We start from the raw sequence: 25,343 nt of genomic DNA, 5'->3' as shown, positions 1-25,343 counted from the left end.
ATTTCTGATGGGAGGGAGTCGGAGAGGAACATAGTACCGATAATGACTGTGCAAGAAAACGCAGTCTATGGGAAGGTTCCTTGCTTCATTCTCGTTTGTAGAGAGGGTAAGAGTGAGAGAATGTCATGCAGACTAACAACTCCAAAGAAAAAGTTCGACAACTTCAAAACAAACTATATCTGACAGCCAAGAAATGTGATAGCCGAAGATTTCATGCACTTTATGATAAGGTATATCGGGATGATGTACTTTTTGAAGCATGGAAACGGGTAAAAGCTAACAAAGGTTCCAGTGGTGTAGATGGTATCAGAATCGAAGATATTGAAGAGATGGGAATTGAAAAATATCTGTCAGAAATCAAATCGGAACTGATGGATGGAAAGTACAAACCATCCCCAGTAAAGCGAGTTATGATACCAAAACCAGACGGAAGTGAAAGACCTCTTGGAATACCAACAGTCAAGGACAGAATTGTGCAGATGGCTACCAAGATAGCAATAGAGCCAGTATTCGAAGCTGACTTTAGAGATTGTTCCTATGGATTCCGACCGAAAAGAAGTGCCAAACAAGCACTGGAAGTGGTAAGGAAAGCGTGTAACAACAAGGGCTATTATGTAGTAGACGCAGATATTGAGAAGTTCTTTGATAACGTAAACCAAGATAAGCTGATGAAACTGGTAGAGCAGAGAATATCAGACCGTAGGATATTGAAACTGATAAGACAATGGTTAGTATCAGGAGTATTATACGGAAATGTACTGACAATTTCTGAACAGGGAACAAGTCAAGGTTCAGTTATATCTCCGTTATTGGCAAACATCTACTTAAATACACTGGACAGACTGTGGGAAAAGTATGGACTTACTCACGGTATTCTTGTAAGGTACGCAGATGATACAGTAATTATCTGCAAGAATAAGAAAAGTGCAAATCACGCACTGAACTTATTGCAGTATATCATGGCAAAACTGGATTTAAAGCTACACCCAGTAAAAACAAAGATTGTCAGCATGTGGGACGGAAAAGAGGGATTTGACTTCCTTGGAATGCATCACAGAAGAATGACAACGGAAACAAGCAAAGGACAATTGTATAAAGAAACTTATCAGTACCCGAGCAGGAAAGCCATGAAGAAGATGAAAGCAGAAATCAAAAAGAATGTAAACGGTCGAAGTCTGTTAGTTGCAAAGGAAGAGGATTTAATAAAGAATCTAAATCCGAAAATCACAGGTTGGAAGAATTATTATTCCACCAAAACAAATGAGAAATGGATGCAGGCACTAGACTGGTACATTATCTGTACCTTTACAAGATGGTATAACAAGAAACACCAAAGGCGTAAACATATGTCAAGAGTGGGATTTGTTAGAAATAGCATTTACGAAAAAGGATTAAGGAAAATGGCTAGAGCATGACGTAATGCTGTAGAAAGAAGAATGTCGGAAAGCCGTGTGAGGGAGAACCTCATGCACGGTTTGATGAGGGGTGGATGAATCTTTCATCCGCCTACTCTACCCAAACCATGGGCAAATACAAGAGATGGGAGGTGTTTTATTTGAGCAAGCCTGTTTATGCCGCAGACAAGCCGAGCGACTGTCATTACTGTTACTTCTGGACGAATGGCAGAAAGGGTTGCCGTCTGGGTAGAGATAATTGCTACTACTTAATCTCTTTGCCGCCGAAACCCAAGTCAGAATGTGATGGCTGTCCCTATGGGCGAGATCACCCGTGCATTGGTTGCCAAGGTTCGTACCGGGCAGGTGCGAGTGCTGCTTGGCAGTACGCAAAAGATGGGCGCAGGAACCAACGTCCAGGACAAACTGGTGGCAGTTCACCACCTGGATGTGGGCTGGCGTCCGTCTGATATGACCCAGAGAAATGGTCGTATCATCCGTCAGGGCAACCGAAACAAAGAGGTTCAGGTGTATCAGTATGTGACCGAGGGAACCTTCGATGCCTACCTGTATCAGACCTTGGAAAACAAGCAGAAGTTTATTTCTCAGATTATGACCTCCAAATCACCGGTTCGCTCCTGTGACGATGTGGACGAGCAGGCACTGTCCTATGCGGAGATCAAGGCGCTGTGTGCCGGCAATCCGCTTATCAAGGAAAAGATGGACTTGGACATTGATGTGGCAAGGCTGAAGGTGCTGAAAGCTGACCACCAGAGCCAGCAGTACCGCATGGAAGATAAGCTCCTGAAATACTTCCCGGCTGAGATTGAAAAGCAGACAGGCTATATTCATGGCTTTGAAGCTGATATTAAAACCGTGGAAGCACACCCACAGATTGCCGATGGCTTTTGCGGCATGGAAATCATGGGCAAAGCCTACACCGAAAAGGCAGATGCCGGTGAAATCCTCCTTGCGGCTTGTAAGGATACCAAAAGCGCCGATCCGGTTCCGCTTGGCAGTTACCGTGGCTTTCAGATGGAGCTTTCTTTTGACAGCTTCCGAAACGAGTTCGATGTGACCCTGAAGGGCACTGTGAGCCACAGAGTAGCCCTTGGCACGGATGCACGAGGAAATATCACCCGACTGGACAATGCCCTTGCAGGCATTCCTGAGCGCTTAGAACGAGCCAATGAGCAGTTGAATAACCTCTACAATCAGCAGGAAGCAGCCAAGGCGGAGGTTGGAAAACCGTTTCCGCAGGAAGCAGAGCTGGCAACAAAAAGTCAGCGACTGGCAGAACTGGATGCAGCCCTGAATATGGAGGACTCTGCGGAAAATCGTGACGAAAGGAGCGAGCCAGAGCGTCCTTCTGTGTTGGCTGATCTGAAATCCAAAGCGGAGCATATCCCGCCTGCAAAATACTCTGAAACCCGTGAGGAGGTGTTGTAATGACAAAGCGAGACCAGGATGTTCATTTCCTTGCATCCAAAGAGGAGGTCGAGCGAATCCATGAGAAGATGGACGAGCTTGGCATCCGCAGCATGGGAGCCTATCTGCGGAAAATGGCGATGGATGGGTACTGCATCAGACTGGATTTGCAGGATGTGAAAGCTCTGGTTTCCCTTTGCGAATCTGCTCCAACAATCTGAACCAGTACGCAAAGCGAGCGAATGAAACGGGGAGCATCTATCATGCCGACATTGAGGATTTGCAAAAACGACTGGAGGAGATTTGGACGGATATGAAAGAAGTCCTTGTCCGTCTGTCCTCAATACAGTAATCCGACAACTTGTCGAGAAGTCGCAGTTTCGACTGCGGCTTTTACATAAGGAAATATCTTTCGTTGGTTGAAATATTCACATTGATACACTACAATATTGTTAAAGAAATTCGCCAGGAAACAGATTGATAGATTGGAATTCGTGAGGGAACTTAGATGGTATTTGAAAAAATTGATAGAAGTAGTTGGAAGCGAAATGAATATTTTGAACACTACTTTACTAATGTACCTTGTACATACAGTATGACTGTGAAATTGGATATTACGCAAATAAAAAAGAAGCGAATGAAATTATACCCTGCAATGCTTTATTATCTTACAACGATCGTAAACCGTCATCCGGAGTTCAGAACGGCAATCAACCAAGCGGGTGAATTGGGAATATATGACGAGATGCTACCAAGCTATACCGTATTTCATGAGGACACAGAGACATTTTCTGACCTTTGGACTGAATATATGCTGAACATTGAAGAATTTTCAAGGGCTTATGAAAACGATATTCAACGGTATGGAAGTAATCACAGCATGATAGGAAAACCAGATGTTCCGGAAAATGTTTTTACGGTATCTATGATACCGTGGTCAACATTTGATGGTTTTAATCTGAATTTGCAGAAAGGATATGATTATTTGATTCCTATTTTCACCTTGGGGAAATATTACGAGGAAGATGGGAGAATTTTGCTTCCTTTAGCAGTTCAAGTTCATCATGCGGTATGTGATGGATTCCATATCTGCCGGTTTGTCGATGAACTGCAAGAATTGATAAATAGTTAACTTCAAGTTTGATGAAATAAAGAAATTATTGGAGAGGGAAAATATGGTTGGGAGAATTTATCACGTTGGATTAACCGTTTCTGATTTGGATCGCTCGATTGCTTTCTACAGAGATATTCTTGGGCTTGAATTTCAGGGGGAAATCTTCATGGAAGGCAAAGAAACAGATAAAATGTTCCGTAAGGAAAATTGTAAAGCAAGGGTTGCATATTTGAACGGTTCGAAGGCTCTTGAAGCACCACCGGTTGAATTGATTCAGTTTGTAGACAGCAAAATCCATAAAGAACAATCAGACTTGTTTACGACATCTATCTCAGAAGTGTGCTTTTATACGGATGACATTGATTCTGTCTACAAAACCCTTATCGAAAATCATGTGGAGTGCTTGTCTGAACCGCAACATTTCGATTTCAGGGCAGATGGCTTTGGGGAAAGCAGAGCGTTTTATTTCAGAGACCCGGATGGAATCATTCTTGAGATGATGCAACCTTTGTAAAGTAATAAACAACTCCCAGTTTGACGAACAAAATCTGAAAATATTAGGGCGCAGAGGAGATAGAATCCTTTGCGTCCTTTCTTTTTACATAAGGGTTGACATCATTGCGTTATGGCAGATACCCTTGTACAATGTAGTTAGAAGAAAGGGGTTGAACCTATGAAGCTGGTATTGAAGATATTGGCACTGCCGGTGCTGTTCGTTGTAAAATTGATTTGCATCCTTGGAAATCTGCTTACAAACGTTGTGTCCTATGTGATTGGCGTACTGCTTTTGGTCATTGGCTGCTCTGCGATTTACTGCATTGTAAAGGCTTTATGGCAGTCCCTGCTTATCCTTGTGGTTCTTGGAATTGCGACAATAGCAGCGGTGTTCCTGCTCGTTTGGGCTGTTATGAAAGCTGAGAATATAGGAGAAAGTCTGGGAGCATTTATCAGGTCATAAGATAATATCAGAGAAAAGTCACCGACCGGTGGCTTTTTCTTTTTGGGAAGGAAGTGATGAGAATGGCAGCAACAAGATTGATTGCGCTTCATGTGAATAAGGGAAAGACCGTCGCTCAATGTTTGGCAGACAGAACCGACTACTCACAAAACGCCGCAAAAACCAATGATGGAGAATTTATCAGCTCCTATGAGTGTGATCCAAAGACAGCGGATGAAGAATTTCTGCTTTCCAAACGGCAGTACCAACATATTACCGGCAGACAGCAGAAGAACAATATCATCGCATACCAGATACGCCAGTCTTTTAAGCCGGGAGAAATCACGCCGGAAGAAGCGAACCAGGTCGGCTATGAAACAGCGATGCGATGGACAAAGGGCAAACACGCTTTCATCGTTGCGACCCACATCGACAAATCTCACATTCACAACCATATCATTTATAATTCGACCTCGCTGGATGCCACACGGAAATTCAAGAATTTCTTCCTTTCTGGTCTGGCCGTTCAAAGACTCAGCGATATGGTTTGCCTGGAACACGGTCTGTCCATTATTACACCGAAGCCATATCGGGAGCGCCAGAAAAGAACCGTTTATCCCAAGAAGCGTACCCAGCGTGACGAATTATGTGATGCGATTGATGCGGTGCTGAGGCAGAAACCAAAGAGCTTCGATGGCTTCACTCAGGCTCTGGCTAACATGGGATTTGAGTTCAAGGATGGAAAGCAGCCTGCGTTCAAGGGCGAGAATCAGAAGCGTTTCATTCGGCTGCGTTCTCTGGGCGAAGGATATAGCAAAGAGGAAGTTCAAGCTGTTATCTCTGGTAAGAACCTGCATAAATCAAAAGGCGGCTTTGCCAAAGCTCCTGCCCCGAAGCAGTTCCAGATGCTGATTGATATTCAGGCAAAGATGGCAGAAGGTAAAACCATCGGTTATGAAAAGTGGGCGAAGAAGTTCAACCGAAAAGAAGCCGCCCGTACCGTCATTCTTCTGAAAGAAAAAGGCTTGGGCAACTATGATGATCTGACTGCTCATATTGAAAAGCTGTCTGCCCGTTTCGATGAATTGTCTGATTCCATCAAGACCGCAGAAAAACGAATGGTTGAGGTTCAGGCATTGCAGCAGCACATCAAAAATTATCGCAACACAAGACAAATCTATATCGAGTACCGCAAGTCTGGATATAGCAAAAAGTTCTTTGAGGAACACCGTCAGGAAATCACAATTCATAAAGCGGCGAAGCAAGCCTTTGACGAATTGCAGATTACAAAGCTTCCATCCAGTCAATCTCTGTATGAGGAATTTCATCAGCTGGCAGTCCAGAAAAAGCAAGACTACGCTGAGTACCGTCAGATAAGAAAAGAGAAAGAAGAATTACTGATTGCCAAACGGACGGTTGAAACGATTCTGAATATCGACAGGCAGAAAGAGCAGGAAAAAGAACAAGAGAAAGAGCAAAAGAAGAACTTCCGTTAAAGCAAATAGCCACGGTCCATTCCGTTTTGGAGTGTGAGACCGTGGCCGCTTTTTTATATTTTACTTCGATATAATATGCTGATCATCGCCTGTCGGAAATAATCATGTCAATTCCTCGCTGCAGGGTTTCTGCGCCCATTGCTACAAAAATTACGGTAAATCCACTAACAAATCCCAATGCGTCCAACAAAGTCTTTTTGTGGTGTGTTGCCCACCGCCTGCAAAATAGGAGATATAGATGGGCAGCATAGGAAGCAGGCAGGGCGATATGAAGGTGATGATTCCCTCCAGGAAAGTTATTGCATATTGCATGAACCGCTACACCCATTTCCGAACACACCGGACAACAGCCAGCCGATAAAGCCCATATGGGCCATCGTGATGAACGGGTTAGAAGTCAGCGGACAAGCTCCTGTGGAGCATCCCACAAAGTAGTAATATGCAAGGCCGACCAGAGCGCCGCCTACGGTAAATAGAATTGGCTTCAGCCATTTTTTAATATTTTCTTTCATCTCGTATTCCTCCTGCTAAATATTCCTCTGCATAGTGAACAGCGGTTGCCCCATCGGCTACAGCAGTCACGACCTGCCGCAATGCCTTTGTGCGGACATCCCCAACGGCGAATACACCGGGGATGTTGGTGCAGGTACTCTCATCTGCGATAATGTATCCAGCCGGATCAATCGTAATCTGATCTTTCACCAATTCGGTGGAAGGTTTTCTTCCGACGCTGACAAACACACCGTCGCAAGCAAGCGTGCTTTCCTCTCCGGTTTTCACATTCCGAGTCTGGATACCGGTCAGCTTTTCGTTATGGAGCAGTGTGACGATCTCACTGTCCCAGAGGAATTCTACATTTTCCGTTTTCATCAAAGGCTCATGGTAGATCTTTGTTGCTTTTAAGGTATCTCTCCGGTGAACGACGATGACTTTTTTGCAGATACGGGAGAGGATAAGGGCATCCGCCGCAGCGGTATTGCCACCTCCTGCGATGACAACCGTTTTGTTCCGATAGAACATTCCGTCACAGGCTGCGCAGTAGTGGACACCCTTGCCGATTAACTCCTGTTCACCATCAACACCCAGCTCTCTGGGGCCAGCTCCGGTAGCGAGCACAATGGTCTTTGCGTACATAGGGCCTTCGCTGGTCACCGCTTTCTTTATAGAACCGGACAGTTCCAGGGACAGCACCTCAGTCAGCTTGGTTTCCACTCCAAATCGTTCCGTTCCTCGCTTCATCTTTTCTCCCAGAGAGAAGCCGTCGATACCATCCTCGAAGCCGGGATAGTTGTCGATTTGCTCGGTCAGAGCCATCTGCCCACCAGCGGATAACTTCTCTAAAACCACGGTGTTCATACCTGCTCTGGCGGCATAAAGGGCTGCGGTATAGCCGCCGGGACCACCTCCTACCACGATCATGTCGTAAATATGCTGCACAGTAGTTGCTTCCTGCGTCTGGTGCTGTAAAGTTTCTTCAATGAACGCCACCAACTGCGCCCTGGATTCCGGAGCGACGATAGAGCCAAGAGCCTGTTCGCTGTGATAGATCAGCAGAGTAGGGACAACTTCTATAGCTTCGGCCTCAGCCAATTCCGGCTCATCATCAATGTTAACCGCAGTGAATACCAGCGTATCCTTATATTCCTCAGCCACGCTTTCCAATGCCGGAGCCAGACGGCGGCAATATACGCACCAAGGGGCTGAAAATTCCACCAGAACAGTTTTTCCGCTATGCACCATTTCTTCAAATTGATTTCTATTGATATTGATAACTGCCATATTGCCAGCTCCTTTCCTTTGTTTGAGCATAGTATAGCCAATCTAAAATAACATTTCGGTGATGATATCACATAAAAAGAGCGGCATTGCTGCCGCTCTAAACTTTTTCGCTATTAAGTAATTCGAGGATATGTTCACTGGAACGGATGATTTGAGACTGCTTTTCTTTTATGGATGTTTTTCTTGTCTCCTCCAGCGAGAGAGAAGCATATAAATGAACCGTGTTTGCTTCCTGCCTAAGATAATCGTTATGCTGTTCAGCTGCAAGCTCTTGTTTCTCAAGAATACTATTTTTATTTTGCAGGTCACCAATCTGCTGTTGAAGTGATATCACTTTTTTCTTTTGGACATAGAGGAAATAAGCAAGAAGCAACAGGATGAGTGAAAAGATAATAATAATCATTCTTAGTTCTTATCCTCCTTTGTCAAAAGATAAGCCTTAACTGCATTACGGAGAGTTTCCAGTAGAACAGGCAAGGGCAAGACGGTCAATTTCCCCGCATTCTTTTCAATCGCTATTTCCGATTCCGGTTGATTGGACAGAAGAATCACGGGTGTTCTTTTATCTGCCCTCCATGGCTGATCTGGCTGTTTTGTCAGAGGTTCTGTAACAATCCAAAGCATAGGCTTTTTCTTGCCAAGTTCTTTTCTTGCAGCTTCCGGGGTTTCAAATACAAGGATATGTTTGGATAAGTTTTGAAGTACCAGCCTCAGTCCGTTCCCATAGGCTGAATCACTGCACATAATGGCAATCGTAGCATTTGATTTCTCATCTTGTGATGCCTTTATAAAATCCAGAACAGGCGTATTATAAAGGTTGAAATCTTTCTCTGTATGTACTGCTTCATAATAAGCTCTGACCGCTCGGCACATTCTTCGGCAAAACTGTTCAATATCAATACGGATGTCCGTGAGGCTGTTGGCAGAACTTATTCTATCCAGTTGGCAAACTGAGGTTCCGCAATTCACACCCAAGTGAAAACGAATCGAGGTATTGTCCTCAGTATTTGCAAAGCCTTTGTTCTGGTGCAGGTATTCGCACCGAAGCTGCCAGCATCGTTCTCCGCAGATATAGGGAGAGATATCCTGCGCAGAGACTTTAAAGAAAGGTGCTGCGTATGTATCAAACCAACGAATATATTGATTTCCTACATCACGGGTTGGTCTCTGATTTCTGTCCAGAACAGCACGCCCATCCCGATAACGTTTTACAATTTCTGGGAAAGCAATGCCGCCGCAAATATCGGGCAAAGTCAGCGCCAATGCCAAAGCAGATTGCCAGCGTCCATCCTCAATGTTCAGTTCTACTTCCTCTATGCGATGTAAAAAAGGTAAAGCTGGCATTGTCTTGACTCATAGGTATCCTCCTGTAAAAAAACCGCCTGCCGGAAACCGACAGGCGGCATACTGCCTTTTATGCTTCCATCATCTATAGGCTATAGTGATTAAAGAACCAAAGAAGGAGCAGAGTAAATTCGTGTTGCCAATTCCTGATTGAGCATATACAAGCTCTTGGGATCGGAGCCAAAGAGTTCAATTTTGGAAATCAAATTATTTGCATTGGTTTCTTCTTCACCTTGTTCTTTCACAAACCAATCGAGGAACTGCATGGTACGGAAATCCCTTGCTTCGTAAGCCTCACTATAGATATCATTAATCAGCGAGGTCACATATTTTTCGTGCTCAAGACCTGCCTTCAAAACATCCATATGGCAAGCTGCATTCAGATCAGGCTTGTCAATGGCTTCGAGCGTTACCTTCTGGTTTTCGTTTTGCAGGTATTGATAGAAAAGCATGGCGTGGTCACGCTCTTCCTGAGCCTGGATTTTATACCAGTTGGCAAAGCCGTCAAGCCCGGCTTCCTCGAAATAGTTTGAAAAATCAAGATAAAGGTATGCGGAATAGAATTCCTTATTTATCTGTTGATTGATAAGCGCATGTACTTTTTCGTTCATTTGCAAGAACCTCCATGTTAAATTTCAGTTTTCCACAGGCCGTGGAGGTTGCAATAAGCATAGACAGCTACTGCTTTATCGTCTCCCAGGAAGAAGGTGACATGGGGTTCGTCACCGGGCTTCAATACCTTACGCTGACCACCGTTTTCGGTCTGAACATAGACCCACTCAATGAAATGCTCCGGAAGCATAGGATGATCTACAGAACCCACATTGACATGGATTGCACCATCTTCAACAGTAACAGCAGGCAGATGCTTTTCGCCGCTGGCTTCTACGGTGTTAGGCTCAAGAGCTTCCATTTTCTGACCACAACACATCATGGGAACACCTGCGTCGTGAATCATACCAACCAGATTGCCGCAATGACGGCAGATATAAAATTTTGCGTTCATAGTTACTCTCCTTTACATGATTTGTTTTTACTACAGAATTTACGGGTTATTCATAAGAGAACTGATCTTTTCCTACGCTGCACAGAGGGCACTCAAAATCCTCAGGAAGGTCTTCCCATTTTGTGCCGGGTGCAATTCCATTGTCAGGATCACCGACAGCTTCATCGTGAACGTAGCCACAAATGCTGCAAACATATTGTTTCATAGATTTTACCGCCTCCTGTGTCTATATTTTACCAAATCACGACACAAATTCCGTGACTTTATCACCTATTTAGCCGCAGGAGTGATGATCGCAGCTGTGGGAACCGCAAGAGTGGCCTTCCCCATGGTGGTCGTGATGATCACACCGGACATTTGGATTGAAGTCCAGCTCACCTGCTACCAGCGCTTCTGCTGCTACATCAGCGCTTCCGGAAACACCACCGTAAAGTCGGATACCCGCATCGCTGAGTGCTATCTGTGCACCGCCGCCAATACCGCCACAGATCAGGGCATCCACCTTCAGGGCGCTCAGAACTCCTGCCAGCGCACCATGGCCGCTGGTGCCCGCATCCACAATCTCAGACGAAATGATATTTCCATTTTCCACATCATAGATTTTGAACTGTTCGGTGTGACCGAAGTGCTGAAAGATTTCTCCGTTTTCGTAAGTAACTGCGATTCTCATAATATGATCTCCTTTCGGTTTTTTGTGCATCGGATGGATTTTTTGCTGATAGCAATTTCTGCACCCGTAGGCTGCGCTGTTACCGCTACAGAGTGTAAAATCCCCTCCCTCGATTCGCAGAGGAAGTCCCTCAACCAGCGTATCGGCCAGTTTTTTGCGGGCAGCTGCATAAATCTGCTGAACCGTTGTTCTGGCAATATGCATATACTCTCCGCATTGCTCTTGAGAAAAACCTTCACGGTCAATCAGACGAATAGCTTCATACTCATCCACATTCAGGACAATGGGAGTCAGTTCCTCGCCGCCACGAACCGGAACAAAACCATCATTATCTGGCAGACAACATACTTTTCTACATTTTCTCGGTCTTGGCATAGATTCACCTCCACATTATTTGCGGCATATGCCATTTATACGATCATTGTACATCTCCCTTTCCCATATGTCAATGGAGTTATTGACATATGCTATAAATTATTTTATACTATGTGTATTCAAGGAGGTGTACCCATGGATTTTTCATCTTATTTTCCAATTTGGAACAAACTGACACCGACCCAGCAGCAGATTTTGGAGCGAAATGCAGTTTTACGAAAAGTGGACAAAGGGACTGTGATTCACAACGGAACTGTGGAGTGTACCGGTCTTCTGCTGGTAAGAAGCGGACAGCTTCGTGCCTATATTCTTTCCGATGAAGGACGGGAGATTAGCCTCTATCGTTTGTTTGATCGGGATATGTGTCTGTTCTCTGCCTCCTGCATCATGCGCTCTATTCAGTTTGAAATCACGATTGAGGCGGAAAAAGATACGGAACTGTGGGTGATCCCCTCTGAGATTTACAAGAGCATTATGGAAGAATCTGCACCGGTTGCAAACTACACCAACGAACTGATGGCAAGTCGGTTTTCCGATGTAATGTGGCTTATGGAACAGATTATGTGGAAAAGCCTTGATAAACGGGTAGCCGCTTTTTTACTTGAGGAATCTACCATTGAAAACACAAGCGAATTAAAAATCACCCATGAAATCATTGCCAACCACCTCGGCTCTCACCGGGAAGTCATCACCCGGATGTTGCGGTATTTCCAGAGCGAGGGCATGGTCAAACTGTCCCGTGGTACTGTGACCATCACAGACGAAGAGAAGCTCCGGGGACTGAGCGAATAATGAAATCGTTACGAAATCGCCATCGGTATGTATGTACCGATGGCGATTGTTTTATCCGTCTTTTTTGTCCTTTACCTTACAAATAAGCTGCGTCATTGTACCCATCGGGCAGTAAACGCACCAGCTTCGTGGCTTATACAGTACCATCGTAATCAGTCCAAGCACGGTCGAAGTCAGCATCACGCTGTAAAAGCCAAAGGCAAACTGTGTAACGCCCGGATGGAACAGTGTCCCGTGATATGCCCAATTCCAAGGTAATTTGAATGTCCAGAGCAGTGTCACGACTTGTTTTAAGTCCTGCGCTCCTGCAAAAACCAAATAAGTATTCCAGAGCATCTGAAAAAACATCACAAAAAAGAAAATCAGGAAACCATACCGAAACCATTTGCTTTTCATCCACCTGGGAATATCCTTTTTCCGTGATAGTCCGAAGCGTCCACCCAAGATGCCGAAAAGTTGTCCCCGTCCGCAGTAGCGGTTACAATATCCTTTTGTTCCTTTGGCTATGGAAATAATCAGTGGAACAAGAAAACAAATCAACCCCAGCCACGCAAACAGGATATTAAAGAATCCCAGTACTAAGTAGGTCAGCGATGCGATCCAGAGATAATCATACCAACGCTTTTTCTGCTTGCTCATGCCTCTGCCTCCTGAATCACAATTACGCTTGCCGGACATTCCTTTGCACACTTGCCGCACCCAACGCATTTTTCCAAATTCACCTGTGCAGCCACACCTTGCCTGATTTGAATTGCCCCAAGGGGGCAAACCTTAACACAACATCCGCAAGCAACGCAATACTCCTGATCCACGAATGCCTTTCGTTTCTTTTTGATCGCCGTCATAATAGCCCTCCCCATGTTCCCTTAACAGTTGGTATTATAGCAGAAAGCATGATATTCTTCCGTGATGACATCACCAAAGCAATACCTACCCCACATTTCCAATGATACAGGAAATGTGGGACATTCTTATTTATCCATACCACAAGTAAACGAAGATTCCACAAGCGCACGGTCATTGATAACAGTATCGTAGAAGCGGAAACCACCTGAGAAATTGTAGGCAGCGAAACCGTTGCCCTCCAAAATGCGGCTGGCAATGTAGCTGCGCAGTCCGCTTTGGCAGATCACATAGATAGGTTTGCTCCTGTCAAGCTCGTTCAATCGCTCTCGAAGATCATCCACCGGAATGTTTAAGAAGCCGTCGATATGACCACGCCGGTATTCTCCTACGGTTCTGGCGTCAAGAAGCGTGACACTGCCGTCCATCGGCAGACTTTCCAAATCCGCAAGATGCCACTGTTTCAGTGTTCCATTTGCAATGTTGTCGATCATAAATCCTGCCATATTGACAGGATCTTTTGCCGAGGAATAGGGCGGCGCATAGGCGAGGTCTAAGTCTTTCAGCTCTACGGCTGTCATTTTTGCACGGATAGCAGTTGCTAATACGTCGATCCGCTTATCTACGCCCTCGTAGCCCACGATCTGTGCGCCCAACAGACGGTAGGTTTCCTTTTCAAAAACCACCTTCATAGTCATAACCTTGCCGCCGGGATAATATCCTGCATGGCTCATGGGGGACAGAATGACCGTATCTGCATTCAGCCCTGCATTTTTCGCATGGGTTTCGTTGATACCGGTGGAGGCGGCGGTCAAATCGAACACCTTGATTACAGAGCTGCCCTGACTACCCATGTATCGGCTGTCGCCACCGCAAATATTGTCGGCAATGATGCGTCCCTGCTTATTCGCCGGTCCTGCAAGGGAGATGAGGGTATCTTCTCCTGTGACAAAATGCTTGACTTGTACGGCGTCTCCTGCGGCGTAAATGTCAGGCACAGAAGTTTCCATGCGGTCATTCACCACAATGCTACCCCTTACGCCCAGCTCCAATCCGGCATCTTTGGCAAGATGAGTGTCCGGCGTTACACCGATGGCAAGTACCGCCATATCTCCGTGTAGGGATGTGCCGTCCGAGAGCAGAACATCTACACCGCCGTCTTTTTCGGTGAAGCCTTCCACCTTATGCCCCAACGCCAGATGAATGCCGTGCTTTCTGACTTCTGCGTGAATAAACGCTGCCATATCTGCATCAAAAGGCATCATGAGCTGCTTTTGGCTCTGCACGATGGTTACATCCGTACCCAACTCCCGAAGATTTTCCGCAAGCTCCAATCCAATGAAGCCACCGCCTGCAAGTACGGCAGACTTCGGCTTGTTTTCATTGATATAGTTTTTGATTTTGAAGGTATCTTCCACGGTACGCAGCGTGAACAGCCTGTCCACATCCATACCGGACAGCTTCGGTTGCGTGGGCTTTGCACCGGGAGAGAGGATCAGCTTATCATAGCTTTCTTCAAATTCTTCACCGGTTTCGAGGTTCTTCACAGATACCGTCTTTCTGTCAGGATGAATGGCGGTCACCTCATGCCGTACCTTCATGGTAACACGGAAACGGGAGAAGAAGCTCTCCGGGGTCTGCAAGGTCAGATCTTCCGGATCGGTAATTACATCTCCGATATAGTAAGGCAGACCGCAGTTGGCATAGGAAATAAACTTTGACCGCTCAAAAACCACAATTTCTGCCTGCTCATTTAGTCTGCGAATGCGGGCGGCAGCGGTAGCACCGCCAGCCACACCACCTACAATAACAACTTTCATATTAGCGTTCCACCTTTCCTGCATAAGCGGAAATTCCGCCTATGTTTTTCACATTGGTATAACCCATCTGCTGCAAAATAGCAGTTGCCTGACGGCTTCTTGCACCGCTGAGACAATGAACAAAAATGGGGGTAGCTTTATTGTCAATCACGCCAGCCACTTTGTTAATGGACTGCAAAGGAATATTTTTACTGCCGGGGATATGCCCCTGCCGGTATTCGTCAGGGGTACGAACATCCAGCAGGACTGCGCCATCCGTAACGCTATATTCTTTGACACCCTGATTGATGTCAGGGCCTTTCAGGAAATCAAAAAATCCCATCTTTGCACCTCCTTACAGCATGGCGAGAATCTGAGCCTTAGGTCTGGCACCGGTGGCCTGATTTACGACTTTGCCGTTCTTCATAACCACCAGAGTGGGAATGCTCATCACACCAAACTGCATAGCCAGTTCCTGTTCCTCATCCACATTAATTTTAACAACCTTGATATCGGAGCGCTCCTCGGCAATTTCCTCTACCAGAGGAACTACCATGCGGCAAGGACCACACCAGGGAGCCCAAAAATCCATCAGGACGGGCTTGTCCGAGTTCAAAACCTCTTGATTGAAATTGTTTTTATTTACATTGATAGCAGACATATTTAAGTCCTCCTGTTTTCTTTTTTATGGCTTTAGTATATCCAGTAGTCGTTGCTTTTTCCGTGATTTTGTCACTTATCGCCGGCGACGGTTTCACCGGGCCAACTATTAATACCGCCGATTTCAACGATATTGGTGTAGCCCAGTTTTACCAGCTTTTCAGAGGCCTGCTTACTCCGATTACCGCTGCGGCAGTATACCAGAATCAACTGATCTTTATCCGGCAGCTCCGGAATGTCCTCTGTGCCGATGGATTCGTTGGCAATATTAATCGCACCTGGAATATGCTTTTCACTATATTCCTCAGCAGTCCGTACATCGAGGATGATGTATTCGGTTTCCTCCTCCATCATCGTGACAGCTTCCTCCATGGAAATCTGTCGATAGGTAGTTTCAGATGACTGGGCTCCACAACCTGTTAAAAGTAGAAGCATCATTAAAATGGGAATAAATCTTTTCATGTATAGACCTCCATATTTTGAAGATAGGGCAGCCGTTTCCAGCTGCCCTGTTTCCGATTTTTATGTTCTTGCCATGCCGTCTACGCTGAGTACAACACCTGTGATATAGGATGCTTCGTCAGATGCCAGGAACACAAATGCATTGGCAATATCCTCCGGCTGACCCAGGCGGCGCAGGGGGATCTGTTTGATGAGCGGATCAATTACTTCCTTGGGAACAGCTTTCATCATATCAGTCAGGGTAATACCAGGAGCGACTGCATTCACTCGAATACCCTTCGGACCCAATTCCCGGGCAAGGGAAACCGTCAGGCCATTGACAGCAAATTTGGATGCTGGATATGCAAAGCCACTGGGCTGGCCGTAAATGCTAACCATTGAGGAGGTGGAGAGAATAACACCGTGACCTTTTGCAATCATGCACTCACTGGCGGCTCTTGTAGCATTGAACACGCCTTTTACATTCAGATCCATAACCTTGTCAAAGGTTTCCTCCGTATACTCGGTAAAGGGAGTGCTTTCGGATACACCGGCATTGTTCACCAGAATATCAATGCAACCGTATTTTGAGGCAGCTTCTCGGAAAGCATTGCGGACAGATTCCAAATTGGATAGGTTAGGACTGATTCCAGCAACTGTTGCATCAGGGTATTTTTCTTTTAGCTGCTCAACCGCTTTATCAGCAGAACCTTGCGAGCTTGCGGTCAGGATTACCGTAGCACCTTCCTTCAAAAATTTGTCTGCGGTAGCGTAACCAATGCCACGGCTGCCTCCGGTGATAATTACAACTTTATCTTTCAGTCTCATAAGAGTACCTCCTTGTGTTTTTGTACTCGTATTATAACCTGTTTCGGGGGTACTCTCCGTGATAAAATCACATTTTTCCAAGAAGGAATAATAGAAAAATCATTCCCGTGCATAAATAAAAAAGTCACAGTCACGCTCCGATTTGAAGTGTAGACTGTGGTTTTTTATTTTACAGGTTCTGCACTTTCAGCCATTTTGATGATTTCGGAATCATCAAGTTTGCTTGGAGTGTATTCCAGAACATAAGTGACTTCCGGAGAATAAGTCCAACAGAGAAATGCCGTGTCATCTTTCTTGTAAAGAGCGCCCGGCCAATCCTGAATCATCATTTCCTCACAACTGTCCATACTGTCAACAGGGAAAAGCAAACCCAGGGCTTCCGTATGTAATCCGGTGATTTCTTCCGGGCCTCCTTCGTAAAATGTGGTTTTAAGGATACGGTAGTAGATGTTGTTATCCTTGTCATTTGGGTCTCCATAGGTCAGTGTGGCTGCGAGTTCTGTTTTGGAGATCTTCCTTACATCTTCTCCAAGAACTTCTTCTGCGCTCTTTTCAAAACGGTCAGCAAATTCATCGAAGTCCATTTCCTGTTTCTGATGTGATGCCACCGCAATTATAATTCCAACTGCCACAACAATAATGACGGCAAGTAGAATGGCTATTCGTTTCTTTTTATTCATGTTCTTCCTTTCCGAGAAAAATAATACGAAAGTCAACGAGGTACATCTGGCAGATTCATGATCTTTGCATCTGCCTTTTTTGCATATTGCATGGTCCGATAAGCTCCGCCAGAATTGCGTTTTACGCAGAAAATAACTAAATCCGACCGGTCAACCATGGACCGGTTTCTGACTTGATGGGCGGACTTGAAGTGCTTTTCTGCGGATTCGAGACAGATTTCAATTTCATCATAATACTCATGAAATGCCTGTTCATTGTCCCGATATTCTGCCGTCATATATGGCAGTACAAGAACGAGAGAACTGTTGTCATCACGGATGGTTCGCTTGCATCTGCGAACCGTTGATGAAACAAGCTGATCAAATTCTCCGTCTCGCCCAACAAGGAATATCTTGTGGTGTGGCAGTACCTACTGTATTTGCGACTTTGGTAAGCTGATTGATGTTCACACCAATCTTGTGCATTTCCTGATACATTGCTTTCAAATAAGTGGTATCTGTACATCTCTTTTTCTGTTTGCCATATAAAAATCTCCCTTATGTTTTCATAAAATCGAGCGAAGCGAAGATTCCAAAAGTGGGGAGGGTCCCGCTTTTGAGGCGAATGCCCGGCAGTGTATATACACTGCCTGTCCCTGCTATTCTTAGCTCTCAGGTATAAACACAAAAAATCAAAGAAATGTTTATTTTGGATGTGCGGATTATTGCTGAAGCAGCTAAAAAATGGAGAAGAGAGATGACAGCTATTGGCATTGTACCATTTTTTAATAATGTATTTGTCATAGACACATGTCTTGAAAAATTGATAGCGGAACAATATGTTGCTGTGATATAATAAAATGCTCGGAATATTTGGAAGAGAATGAAGAGAGGATATGAGTGAACGACATGAAGAAAACAAAAGAAGGAGTTAATTTGAAGAAAAAGAAATTCCTTAGACTGAAGAATACAGGTAGTATCCTTGTGCTTATGGGGCTTTCGATAATTTTTGTAATAGCACTGTACACATTTATCCTGCAAAGTTCTTACACTAAGACCGCCCTTGAAACAGAAATTGCGCGTGATACAGCGAGTGCAGATGCAGTACACAAACTTGTGGATGGAAGAATCAGCAAAGAAGATTTTGATCAAATCAAAGATCAATCTGATGAAAAGAAGCAAATATATAAGGATATTTCTTCATATTTCAATGAAATCAGAACACTGAATTCTACTCGATATATTTACACCGCTAAAAAAAATGAAGAAGGAAAACTCGTTTACGTGGTAGACGGTTTGGATTCGGATGCGGATGATGTAAGGCACCCTGGAGATTATATTGAGGAAGAAATGGTTCCGTATATTGATAGGGCTATTTCTGGGGAGAGTGTGTACTCTCAGGATATCATTGATACAACATGGGGGCCGATTTTTACGGCTTGCTATCCTGTAAGCGCAAATCATGATGGGACAGGAGAAATCATTGGCGCATTTTGCATTGAAATGGATATGCAATCGGCTTATGGAATGGTTGAAAAGACGAATCATATTTCCATCATCTGCGGTTTAGTCGCAGGAGCTGTATTGCTTTTAATTTGTCTATATACCTATTATGTTTACCAGAAAAGCAAGGCAGAAGAGCAAAAACAAAAACAATTATTAATGACCGCCGCTGAGGAAGCAGATGCTGCCAACAAAGCAAAATCTGCGTTTTTGCTTAGTATTAGCCATGACATCAGAACGCCGATGAATGCCATTATTGGATTTACAAACATTGCGCTTCACCAGAACACGGTTTCAGATATTCATGATAGCTTGGAGAAAGTTCAAAAAAGTTCGAATCATCTTCTCTCTTTGTTGAATGACGTTCTGGATTTTACTCGCATTGAAAGTGGAAAAGTTACTATTTCGCCCGAGCCAGTGGACATTACTCAATTGACAGATAACGTCCAGGCGATTATGAATGGACTTCTTTATAACCGAGATCTTAAGTTTGAAGTACATCGAGAAAGACCAAAGAACCCATATGTCCTTGCGGATGTTGTGCGTATCCGAGAAGTTTTGGTGAATCTTCTTGGCAATGCTGTGAAATTCACCAAGGACGGCGGAAAGATTACTTTGGATATCAGCAGTTACCCAGGAGCGGATGAGAAACATATCATAACTCGTTATGTTGTTCGAGATAACGGTATTGGCATGAGCGAAGAGTTCCAGAAAAAATTATTCGATCCGTTTTCACAAGAAGATGATGCTAATGCCAGAACTCAATATAAGGGAACCGGTCTTGGTATGGCCATCACAAAAAAATATGTGGATATGATGGGCGGTTCGATTGCTGTTGAGAGCAAAAAAGGTGTAGGTTCTACATTCACAGTGGAGATCCCACTGGAGTTGCCAGAACAGGTTATTCAATCAGAACAAAAACAACGTCTACATAGAGATTTGACGGGTATTCATGTTCTTATGGCTGAGGATAATGATCTAAATGCTGAACTTGCTACGATAATACTGGAAGATGCTGGTATGACCGTAACACGCGCATCAGACGGAAAAGAAGTTGTGGATTTGTTTAAAAATCATCCACGAGGCACATACGACCTTATTTTGATGGATATTATGATGCCAAACATGGATGGACACCAAGCAGCAAAAGCCATTCGAGCCTTGGGTATAGAACGGTCCGATGCAGTTACGATTCCAATTATAGCTTTGTCTGCAAATGCTTTTATAGATGATATTCAGGAATCCTTGGATTCAGGCATGAATGACCATATTTCCAAGCCGATTAACATGGAAGAAGTAACTGATACAATCGCTAAATACATTAAAGACGATACATGTTTGGAAAAGGAACTGAAGCAGAAACAAAATGACAGATAAGTGTCGGAGCATCAGGAAAATCGCATCGTTAGTGAGAAAAAGTGACGATATCTGAATCCTTTATAACAAAGTATTTAAGCATTGTCTAAAAGATCAGATGTTAATAAAAGAATACATTAAATAACAAAAAAGGAATGTAAAGAGGTGGAACTGTATCTGGCCAGGAAAGGCAGTGCAGTTTCGTCTTTTTTGTGCTGTCCTTTTCCTTTTATTCCATGTAAAAGTTGGAACTACGGCGGAGCCACTATAACAGGTGCATTTGTTTCTTTACCCTGAGACAAATTATAGTGATATTGTACAAAAATAAAATAATTTGAAATTTGCTGTGATTTTTTTCATTTTGATACGTTTATTATAAAGAGTAAATTCAGCAGAAAGGGTTTGGAAAGTAGAAAAATGCAATATAATAGAAAATGATTAATGGTGTAGTATTTTTGGAAGAGCAGGCAGATTATTTGTTGCTTCTTGGAAAAGAGGGCTTATATACAGTGCAGGCAGAAAATGATCATTGGAATGTTCATTATACACTTCCGGGAGATACATCAAATTTAGACAAACAGTTTATTTCCAAAGATGAAGCATTGCAGGATGTTTATGAAATGGATAATATATGGCGCAGAAACAGATGGAAATTTTTGCCAATGAAAGAACTAAGGACAAGCTTAAAGAAAATTCTCATGGAAGCTGGATTTACACAAGCAGAACTTGCCGAGATGGTGGAAAATTGCAAGGATAATATAAGGAGACTGGAGAGGAACAAATTTATAAATCCTACATATCAGCTCCATCATGATTTCACAGAATTTTTTGAAAAACCTGTGGAAGAAATTTGTGGATATGAAGAAATATAAAATAGAAGGCTGGTGCATAGCAGAAGTGAGCTGTTAATGCATCAGCCTTTTAAAATTAGCCAACTACTTTTCCAAAAGTTTTTAAGGTGGAGCCGGAAGTGACTTGGATAGGAGCATATTTTTTATTTAGAGAAATAAGTTGGATACCGGAATCAGATTGATGATATTTCTTTACATAAGCATCACCATCGAGGAAAAAGACACCGATTTCTCCTTCTTTAAGAGTTTCTTGTTTATGAATCCAGATGATCTGTCCATCCAGATAGAGAGGCTCCATACTGTCACCACATATGATGTTGTTCCGAAAGAAGAAATTGCTGAATTTGAAGAGCTTATGCGCAAAACCATAGCTGACATTGTATCAGAAGCCAGTAGCCTTGCCTGTTGGGTGTATGTGCAGAAATATGTGAAGCACAAAACCCTAAACGAAATGCTGCAAGAATTGCCAGACGTAGGTCAATTCATCCTAGCTATGGATACTTGGTTTGAAAAACTGATGGAGAAATAATCCAGGAAAATAGTTTAAAGTTTACATGTTATGATCATGTATGAAGTTGGAACAAAATAAAAGATTGTGCTATACTATTGTTCAAGAAAAAAAACTCATTGACATATTTCAATCTATTTAGGAGGATAAACGATCATGTGTACAGCAGCAACTTATAAGACAAAAGATTTTTACTTTGGACGAACCCTCGATTATGAATTCTCTTATGGTGATCAGATAGTAATTACACCACGTAATTATGCGTTTAATTTTCGCCATGTTGGCGATATGAAAAATCATTATGCAATTATTGGAATGGCTCATGTTGCAGAGGATTATCCTTTGTATTATGATGCTATGAATGAAAAAAGGAGTGGCAATGGCAGGACTGAATTTTGTCGGAAATGCTGTTTATGCCGCGATTAAGCCAGATGTGGAAAATATTGCACAGTTTGAATTTATTCCGTGGATTTTAAGTCAGTGTTCTTCTTTAGTTGAAGTTCGCGAGCTTCTTGAACGAATTAATATTGTTAATACTCCTTTCAGCGAGCAATTGCCATTAGCACAATTACACTGGATCATTTCTGATGAGAATGAGTCAATTACGGTAGAATCTATGTCAGATGGTTTGCATATTTATGATAATCCAGTAGGAGTGCTTACGAATAATCCGCCATTTCCACAGCAGATGTTTCAACTAAATAATTATATGCATTTATCTCCTAAACAGCCCAGAAATACTTTCTGCGAAAATTTGGCTCTTGATGCATATAGTAGAGGTATGGGAGGATTAGGTCTTCCGGGAGATCTCTCATCTTCCTCACGCTTTGTACGTGTAGCTTTTACAAAGGTAAATGCAATTTCAGGTGAATCAGAGGAAGAAAGCGTTAGCCAATTCTTCCACATTCTCGGATCTGTGGATCAGCAACGAGGATGTTGCGAAGTAGCGGATGGAAAATATGAAATCACATTGTATACGTCGTGTTGTAATGTTACAAAAGGTATTTATTATTACAATACTTATGAAAACCATCAGATCAGTGCAGTAGATATGCATGTAGAAAATCTGGATAGTGATAAAATGATTTGTTATTCAGTAATTCAAGGAGAACGAATCAACTATCAAAATAAATAATGTTTTGAAATCAGGGATGAGGTAGAAAGGAAAGTTCCATGACAAAAGATGAAGTAAAAAAACTCAGGATGAACAGTCCGGAATCACTACAGTTTTTAAATAATGCTACAAAATTTTATAATTTAATGATGATGTATCGTTGTGCTATTCGGGAGATACAAACTAAACTTGAGGTTTTGGATGATGAATTTTCAGTTGAGAACAATCGAAATCCTATTTCTTTTATAAAAACAAGAATTAAGAAGCCCAATAGTATTTACGATAAACTGCAGAAGATGGGATATGAATTTACAACAGAAAATATACAGACATATCTCAATGATGTAGCAGGCGTTCGAATAGTTTGTGCGTTTATTGACGATATTTATATGATATCAGATTTGATTACCCAACAGGATGATATTAAAGTTATTGAAATAAAAGATTATATAAAAAATCCAAAATCGAATGGTTATCGAAGCTATCATATGATTGTTGAAATACCAGTATTTTTTGCTAAGGGTAAAACACCTATGCGTGTAGAATTACAGATTCGAACCAATGGTATGGATTTCTGGGCAACATTGGAACATCAACTTCGCTATAAAAAAGGAATTGAAGAAATGCCTGGCTATGATGAGATAAGTGAAGAATTACTTCATTCTGCAAGAGCTATCATTGAAGCAGATAATGAAATGCAGAGAATAAAAGACAAAATTGGTATGTTCCACGAAATTTAGGGAGAAAACTGAGCAAGTAGGAAGGTGGAATATATATGAAACAAGATACTTTAGAGGGCAAAGCAAAAACAAAAAATGGGGTAAAACGGCTGTGTTTTTCCATAATCTGCATTCTTCTGGAAGTGATTTTTATTATTACTATCGTAACACGCTTGAATGAATATGCAGAAATCATAAATTTATTTACAAGGATTTTGAGTGGGATCTTGGTTTTGGGATTGTACGCATCAAATAAGACATCCTCTATGAAAATGCCTTGGGTCATCTTAATTCTAATTTTCCCAATTATGGGTGTAGGCCTGTATTTGTTGATTGGTTTGAATGGTGGCACACATAAAATGCGTGAGCGATATGCAGAAATTGATAGCAAATTGTTACCAATGCTTTCCGATAATCAGGAGTGCTTAAACAGAATAAACGAAACGATTCCGAAGGCAGGAAATATTGCAAGTTATATACAAAGAAATTCGCAGTATCCAATCTATCAGAATACGGATATTGTGTATTTTGATGAAGCAGTGAAAGGATTAGAGGCACAGCTTAAGGATTTGGAGAAAGCACAAAAGTTTATCTTTATGGAATATCATGCGATAGAAGACGCTGAAGCATGGCATAAGATTCAAGATGTTCTGGAAGAGCGAGTAAAAGCAGGTGTGGAAGTTAGAGTATTCTACGATGATATGGGTTCTATAGGCTTTATTAACACAGATTTTGTGAAAAAAATGGAGGCAATAGGAATTCATTGCCGTGTATTCAATCCGTTTATGCCAGGTTTAAATCTGTTTTTGAACAATCGTGATCATAGAAAAATAACAGTTATTGATGGAAAAGTCGGATTTACAGGTGGATATAATCTAGCAAACGAATATTTTAATTACACACACCCGTATGGACAGTGGAAAGATACAGGTATTCGTTTAGAAGGAGATGCTGTTCAGTCGCTTACAGTGACATTTTTAGAAATGTGGAATGCTGTTAGTGAAAAAGCTACGAATGATACTGATTTTAGTAAATACATTATTCATTACGATTATAAAGCACAGCAAACAGGTTTTGTTCAGCCTTATGCAGACAGTCCTATGGATAATGAGCAGGTCGGAGAAGAAGTTTATATCAGTATGATAAATAAAGCTGAAAAATATTGTTGGTTTATGACTCCATATCTAATCATAACAGATGAAATGACGCATGCGTTATGTCTGGCTGCTAAGCGAGGGGTAGACGTAAGAATTATCACACCTGGTATCCCTGATAAAAAATTCATTTATAATGTAACTCGTTCTTTTTATCATGGATTAGTTAAACATGGTGTTCGTGTTTATGAGTGGACCCCTGGTTTCTGTCATGCAAAAATGAGTGTGGCAGATGACTGTATGGCAACTTGTGGAACAATTAATTTGGATTATCGAAGTTTATATCACCATTTTGAAAACGGCTGTTTTATGGCAGATTGTCAGGCAGTTGTGGAAATAAAAAATGATCTGATAAGAACGATGGGAGAATGTCGTGATGTGACAGACCAATATCAAACCGGACGAAGTGCATATTTGCGACTGGGACAATTATTTATGAGATTATTTGCTGGATTGCTATAAGAATTTGATGAAACGACCTTTCAAAAAACAGTTGATTTAGAAGTTAACTGTTTTTGAAAGGCCGTTTTTGCTATATCTAACAGTCTGTTGTACAAAGAAGATTTTGCATGG

The 25,343-nt window shown here is 42.7% G+C and carries 30 protein-coding genes and 5 pseudogenes; 15 read left to right on the top strand and 20 right to left on the bottom strand.

Translation table 11 applies throughout. From position 1 onward, the window contains the following. Nucleotides 1-125 precede the first annotated feature (125 nt). From ltrA to RJD28_17955, 7 genes and pseudogenes are all read left to right on the top strand, one after another. Complete coding sequence (gene ltrA / locus RJD28_17985; GenBank protein ID WNV58010.1) at nt 126-1,415, top strand: group II intron reverse transcriptase/maturase; 1,290 nt, start codon at nt 126-128, stop codon at nt 1,413-1,415. A gap of 324 nt (nt 1,416-1,739) precedes the next feature. Further along, nucleotides 1,740-2,843, top strand: a pseudogene (locus RJD28_17980) (helicase). Next, a pseudogene (gene mobC, locus RJD28_17975) lies at nt 2,843-3,174 on the top strand (plasmid mobilization relaxosome protein MobC). The pseudogenes RJD28_17980 and mobC (RJD28_17975) overlap by 1 nt, the downstream one beginning before the upstream one ends. 156 nt (nt 3,175-3,330) lie before the next feature. Next, entirely contained in the window at nt 3,331-3,954 is a 624-nt protein-coding gene (gene catA / locus RJD28_17970; GenBank protein ID WNV58009.1) for a type A chloramphenicol O-acetyltransferase, read from the top strand. Nucleotides 3,955-3,997: 43 nt separating this feature from the next. Further along, entirely contained in the window at nt 3,998-4,450 is a 453-nt protein-coding gene (locus tag RJD28_17965; GenBank protein WNV58008.1) for a VOC family protein, read from the top strand. Between the two features lie 159 nt (nt 4,451-4,609). After that, on the top strand, nt 4,610-4,894 hold the full coding sequence (locus RJD28_17960) for a hypothetical protein (GenBank protein ID WNV58007.1): 285 nt from the start codon (nt 4,610-4,612) through the stop codon (nt 4,892-4,894). 62 nt (nt 4,895-4,956) lie between these two features. After that, nucleotides 4,957-6,369 carry a relaxase/mobilization nuclease domain-containing protein gene (locus tag RJD28_17955; protein WNV58006.1) on the top strand — a complete coding sequence of 471 codons (1,413 nt, stop codon included), beginning with the start codon at nt 4,957-4,959 and terminating at the stop codon, nt 6,367-6,369. A gap of 130 nt (nt 6,370-6,499) precedes the next feature. On the opposite strand, the pseudogene RJD28_17950 reads toward RJD28_17955, so the two are convergent. The 10 genes and pseudogenes from RJD28_17950 to RJD28_17905 all read right to left on the bottom strand — a co-directional run bounded on the left by RJD28_17950 (nt 6,500) and on the right by RJD28_17905 (nt 11,543). Further along, nucleotides 6,500-6,681 (bottom strand): annotated as a pseudogene (locus tag RJD28_17950) (cytochrome c biogenesis protein CcdA). Then, the gene (locus tag RJD28_17945) at nt 6,666-6,881 is read right to left on the bottom strand and encodes a DUF6132 family protein (protein ID WNV58005.1); all 216 of its coding nucleotides are present in this window, start codon (nt 6,879-6,881) and stop codon (nt 6,666-6,668) included. Before RJD28_17945 ends, RJD28_17950 begins: the two are co-directional and overlap by 16 nt. Next, on the bottom strand, nt 6,865-7,788 hold the full coding sequence (gene trxB / locus RJD28_17940; GenBank protein WNV59674.1) for a thioredoxin-disulfide reductase: 924 nt from the start codon (nt 7,786-7,788) through the stop codon (nt 6,865-6,867). The genes RJD28_17945 and trxB overlap by 17 nt, the downstream gene beginning before the upstream one ends. Before the next feature lie 111 nt (nt 7,789-7,899). Then, a pseudogene (locus RJD28_17935) lies at nt 7,900-8,109 on the bottom strand (thioredoxin family protein). Between the two features lie 136 nt (nt 8,110-8,245). After that, complete coding sequence (locus RJD28_17930) at nt 8,246-8,551, bottom strand: hypothetical protein (GenBank protein WNV58004.1); 306 nt, start codon at nt 8,549-8,551, stop codon at nt 8,246-8,248. 2 nt (nt 8,552-8,553) lie between these two features. Continuing rightward, the gene (locus RJD28_17925; GenBank protein ID WNV58003.1) at nt 8,554-9,492 is read right to left on the bottom strand and encodes a hypothetical protein; all 939 of its coding nucleotides are present in this window, start codon (nt 9,490-9,492) and stop codon (nt 8,554-8,556) included. A 101-nt stretch (nt 9,493-9,593) separates the two neighbouring features. Further along, on the bottom strand, nt 9,594-10,103 hold the full coding sequence (locus RJD28_17920; protein WNV58002.1) for a ferritin: 510 nt from the start codon (nt 10,101-10,103) through the stop codon (nt 9,594-9,596). Between the two features lie 17 nt (nt 10,104-10,120). Next, nucleotides 10,121-10,498, bottom strand: coding sequence for a desulfoferrodoxin family protein (locus tag RJD28_17915; protein WNV58001.1), 378 nt, complete (start codon nt 10,496-10,498; stop codon nt 10,121-10,123). Nucleotides 10,499-10,544: 46 nt separating this feature from the next. Beyond that, the gene (locus tag RJD28_17910; GenBank protein ID WNV58000.1) at nt 10,545-10,703 is read right to left on the bottom strand and encodes a rubredoxin; all 159 of its coding nucleotides are present in this window, start codon (nt 10,701-10,703) and stop codon (nt 10,545-10,547) included. A gap of 69 nt (nt 10,704-10,772) precedes the next feature. Further along, nucleotides 10,773-11,543, bottom strand: coding sequence for a DUF134 domain-containing protein (locus RJD28_17905; GenBank protein WNV57999.1), 771 nt, complete (start codon nt 11,541-11,543; stop codon nt 10,773-10,775). Between the two features lie 135 nt (nt 11,544-11,678). Here RJD28_17905 and RJD28_17900 point away from each other — a divergent pair, with 135 nt between their 5' ends. After that, the gene (locus tag RJD28_17900) at nt 11,679-12,335 is read left to right on the top strand and encodes a Crp/Fnr family transcriptional regulator (GenBank protein WNV57998.1); all 657 of its coding nucleotides are present in this window, start codon (nt 11,679-11,681) and stop codon (nt 12,333-12,335) included. A gap of 51 nt (nt 12,336-12,386) precedes the next feature. On the opposite strand, the gene RJD28_17895 is transcribed toward RJD28_17900, so the two are convergent. From RJD28_17895 to mobC (RJD28_17855), 9 genes are all read right to left on the bottom strand, one after another. Beyond that, nucleotides 12,387-12,974, bottom strand: coding sequence for a 4Fe-4S binding protein (locus tag RJD28_17895; protein WNV57997.1), 588 nt, complete (start codon nt 12,972-12,974; stop codon nt 12,387-12,389). Beyond that, nucleotides 12,971-13,180, bottom strand: a complete 210-nt coding sequence (locus tag RJD28_17890; GenBank protein WNV57996.1) for a 4Fe-4S binding protein — start codon at nt 13,178-13,180, stop codon at nt 12,971-12,973. Before RJD28_17890 ends, RJD28_17895 begins: the two co-directional genes overlap by 4 nt. Nucleotides 13,181-13,306: 126 nt before the next feature. Further along, nucleotides 13,307-14,998: an FAD-dependent oxidoreductase gene (locus RJD28_17885; protein ID WNV57995.1), complete on the bottom strand. Its 1,692-nt coding sequence runs from the start codon at nt 14,996-14,998 to the stop codon at nt 13,307-13,309. A 1-nt stretch (nt 14,999) separates the two neighbouring features. Further along, on the bottom strand, nt 15,000-15,320 hold the full coding sequence (locus RJD28_17880) for a rhodanese-like domain-containing protein (protein WNV57994.1): 321 nt from the start codon (nt 15,318-15,320) through the stop codon (nt 15,000-15,002). Between the two features lie 12 nt (nt 15,321-15,332). Next, nucleotides 15,333-15,638: a thioredoxin gene (gene trxA / locus RJD28_17875; protein ID WNV57993.1), complete on the bottom strand. Its 306-nt coding sequence runs from the start codon at nt 15,636-15,638 to the stop codon at nt 15,333-15,335. A 71-nt stretch (nt 15,639-15,709) separates the two neighbouring features. Continuing rightward, nucleotides 15,710-16,099 (bottom strand): rhodanese-like domain-containing protein, encoded by a 390-nt coding sequence (locus tag RJD28_17870; protein ID WNV57992.1) that lies wholly within the window; start codon nt 16,097-16,099, stop codon nt 15,710-15,712. A 60-nt stretch (nt 16,100-16,159) separates the two neighbouring features. Next, a complete protein-coding gene (locus RJD28_17865) occupies nt 16,160-16,906 on the bottom strand; it encodes a 3-oxoacyl-ACP reductase family protein (protein WNV57991.1) in 747 nt (248 codons plus the stop codon). A gap of 164 nt (nt 16,907-17,070) precedes the next feature. Then, on the bottom strand, nt 17,071-17,586 hold the full coding sequence (locus tag RJD28_17860) for a DUF4367 domain-containing protein (protein WNV57990.1): 516 nt from the start codon (nt 17,584-17,586) through the stop codon (nt 17,071-17,073). Between the two features lie 360 nt (nt 17,587-17,946). Continuing rightward, a complete protein-coding gene (gene mobC / locus RJD28_17855) occupies nt 17,947-18,051 on the bottom strand; it encodes a plasmid mobilization relaxosome protein MobC (GenBank protein WNV59673.1) in 105 nt (34 codons plus the stop codon). A 223-nt stretch (nt 18,052-18,274) separates the two neighbouring features. Here mobC (RJD28_17855) and RJD28_17850 point away from each other — a divergent pair, with 223 nt between their 5' ends. From RJD28_17850 to RJD28_17840, 3 genes are all read left to right on the top strand, one after another. After that, the gene (locus RJD28_17850; GenBank protein WNV57989.1) at nt 18,275-18,421 is read left to right on the top strand and encodes a hypothetical protein; all 147 of its coding nucleotides are present in this window, start codon (nt 18,275-18,277) and stop codon (nt 18,419-18,421) included. 53 nt (nt 18,422-18,474) lie between these two features. Next, a complete protein-coding gene (locus tag RJD28_17845) occupies nt 18,475-20,445 on the top strand; it encodes an ATP-binding protein (protein WNV57988.1) in 1,971 nt (656 codons plus the stop codon). A 434-nt stretch (nt 20,446-20,879) separates the two neighbouring features. Then, complete coding sequence (locus RJD28_17840) at nt 20,880-21,296, top strand: hypothetical protein (protein ID WNV57987.1); 417 nt, start codon at nt 20,880-20,882, stop codon at nt 21,294-21,296. Nucleotides 21,297-21,351: 55 nt separating this feature from the next. Here RJD28_17840 and RJD28_17835 read toward each other — a convergent pair whose 3' ends face one another. Next, nucleotides 21,352-21,573, bottom strand: coding sequence for a S24 family peptidase (locus tag RJD28_17835; protein WNV57986.1), 222 nt, complete (start codon nt 21,571-21,573; stop codon nt 21,352-21,354). Here RJD28_17835 and RJD28_17830 point away from each other — a divergent pair. From RJD28_17830 to cls, 4 genes and pseudogenes are all read left to right on the top strand, one after another. Next, complete coding sequence (locus RJD28_17830) at nt 21,532-21,804, top strand: hypothetical protein (protein WNV57985.1); 273 nt, start codon at nt 21,532-21,534, stop codon at nt 21,802-21,804. The genes RJD28_17835 and RJD28_17830 overlap by 42 nt on opposite strands. A 135-nt stretch (nt 21,805-21,939) precedes the next feature. Next, nucleotides 21,940-22,918 (top strand): annotated as a pseudogene (gene bsh / locus RJD28_17825) (choloylglycine hydrolase). 38 nt (nt 22,919-22,956) lie between these two features. Next, complete coding sequence (locus RJD28_17820) at nt 22,957-23,637, top strand: GTP pyrophosphokinase family protein (protein ID WNV57984.1); 681 nt, start codon at nt 22,957-22,959, stop codon at nt 23,635-23,637. 35 nt (nt 23,638-23,672) lie between these two features. Then, on the top strand, nt 23,673-25,232 hold the full coding sequence (gene cls / locus RJD28_17815; GenBank protein ID WNV57983.1) for a cardiolipin synthase: 1,560 nt from the start codon (nt 23,673-23,675) through the stop codon (nt 25,230-25,232). The last annotated feature ends 111 nt before the right edge of the window (nt 25,233-25,343 follow it).

Source organism: Oscillospiraceae bacterium NTUH-002-81, from assembly GCA_032620915.1.
Classification (GTDB): domain Bacteria; phylum Bacillota; class Clostridia; order Lachnospirales; family Lachnospiraceae; genus JAGTTR01.
The sequence above is the reverse complement of the archived record's forward strand: the minus strand, read 5'-3'. Positions and strand labels throughout refer to the sequence as shown.

Coding starts and splice junctions, on each gene's coding strand:
- ltrA (WNV58010.1), top strand. CDS start 126: ATGCAGACTAACAACTCCAAAGAAAAAGTTCGACAACTTCAAAACAAA.
- catA (WNV58009.1), top strand. CDS start 3,331: ATGGTATTTGAAAAAATTGATAGAAGTAGTTGGAAGCGAAATGAATAT.
- RJD28_17965 (WNV58008.1), top strand. CDS start 3,998: ATGGTTGGGAGAATTTATCACGTTGGATTAACCGTTTCTGATTTGGAT.
- RJD28_17960 (WNV58007.1), top strand. CDS start 4,610: ATGAAGCTGGTATTGAAGATATTGGCACTGCCGGTGCTGTTCGTTGTA.
- RJD28_17955 (WNV58006.1), top strand. CDS start 4,957: ATGGCAGCAACAAGATTGATTGCGCTTCATGTGAATAAGGGAAAGACC.
- RJD28_17945 (WNV58005.1), bottom strand. CDS start 6,881: ATGAAAGAAAATATTAAAAAATGGCTGAAGCCAATTCTATTTACCGTA.
- trxB (WNV59674.1), bottom strand. CDS start 7,788: ATGATCGTGGTAGGAGGTGGTCCCGGCGGCTATACCGCAGCCCTTTAT.
- RJD28_17930 (WNV58004.1), bottom strand. CDS start 8,551: ATGATTATTATTATCTTTTCACTCATCCTGTTGCTTCTTGCTTATTTC.
- RJD28_17925 (WNV58003.1), bottom strand. CDS start 9,492: ATGCCAGCTTTACCTTTTTTACATCGCATAGAGGAAGTAGAACTGAAC.
- RJD28_17920 (WNV58002.1), bottom strand. CDS start 10,103: ATGAACGAAAAAGTACATGCGCTTATCAATCAACAGATAAATAAGGAA.
- RJD28_17915 (WNV58001.1), bottom strand. CDS start 10,498: ATGAACGCAAAATTTTATATCTGCCGTCATTGCGGCAATCTGGTTGGT.
- RJD28_17910 (WNV58000.1), bottom strand. CDS start 10,703: ATGAAACAATATGTTTGCAGCATTTGTGGCTACGTTCACGATGAAGCT.
- RJD28_17905 (WNV57999.1), bottom strand. CDS start 11,543: ATGCCAAGACCGAGAAAATGTAGAAAAGTATGTTGTCTGCCAGATAAT.
- RJD28_17900 (WNV57998.1), top strand. CDS start 11,679: ATGGATTTTTCATCTTATTTTCCAATTTGGAACAAACTGACACCGACC.
- RJD28_17895 (WNV57997.1), bottom strand. CDS start 12,974: ATGAGCAAGCAGAAAAAGCGTTGGTATGATTATCTCTGGATCGCATCG.
- RJD28_17890 (WNV57996.1), bottom strand. CDS start 13,180: ATGACGGCGATCAAAAAGAAACGAAAGGCATTCGTGGATCAGGAGTAT.
- RJD28_17885 (WNV57995.1), bottom strand. CDS start 14,998: ATGAAAGTTGTTATTGTAGGTGGTGTGGCTGGCGGTGCTACCGCTGCC.
- RJD28_17880 (WNV57994.1), bottom strand. CDS start 15,320: ATGGGATTTTTTGATTTCCTGAAAGGCCCTGACATCAATCAGGGTGTC.
- trxA (WNV57993.1), bottom strand. CDS start 15,638: ATGTCTGCTATCAATGTAAATAAAAACAATTTCAATCAAGAGGTTTTG.
- RJD28_17870 (WNV57992.1), bottom strand. CDS start 16,099: ATGAAAAGATTTATTCCCATTTTAATGATGCTTCTACTTTTAACAGGT.
- RJD28_17865 (WNV57991.1), bottom strand. CDS start 16,906: ATGAGACTGAAAGATAAAGTTGTAATTATCACCGGAGGCAGCCGTGGC.
- RJD28_17860 (WNV57990.1), bottom strand. CDS start 17,586: ATGAATAAAAAGAAACGAATAGCCATTCTACTTGCCGTCATTATTGTT.
- mobC (WNV59673.1), bottom strand. CDS start 18,051: ATGCACAAGATTGGTGTGAACATCAATCAGCTTACCAAAGTCGCAAAT.
- RJD28_17845 (WNV57988.1), top strand. CDS start 18,475: ATGAAGAAAACAAAAGAAGGAGTTAATTTGAAGAAAAAGAAATTCCTT.
- RJD28_17830 (WNV57985.1), top strand. CDS start 21,532: ATGAATCCAGATGATCTGTCCATCCAGATAGAGAGGCTCCATACTGTC.
- RJD28_17835 (WNV57986.1), bottom strand. CDS start 21,573: ATGGAGCCTCTCTATCTGGATGGACAGATCATCTGGATTCATAAACAA.
- RJD28_17820 (WNV57984.1), top strand. CDS start 22,957: ATGACAAAAGATGAAGTAAAAAAACTCAGGATGAACAGTCCGGAATCA.
- cls (WNV57983.1), top strand. CDS start 23,673: ATGAAACAAGATACTTTAGAGGGCAAAGCAAAAACAAAAAATGGGGTA.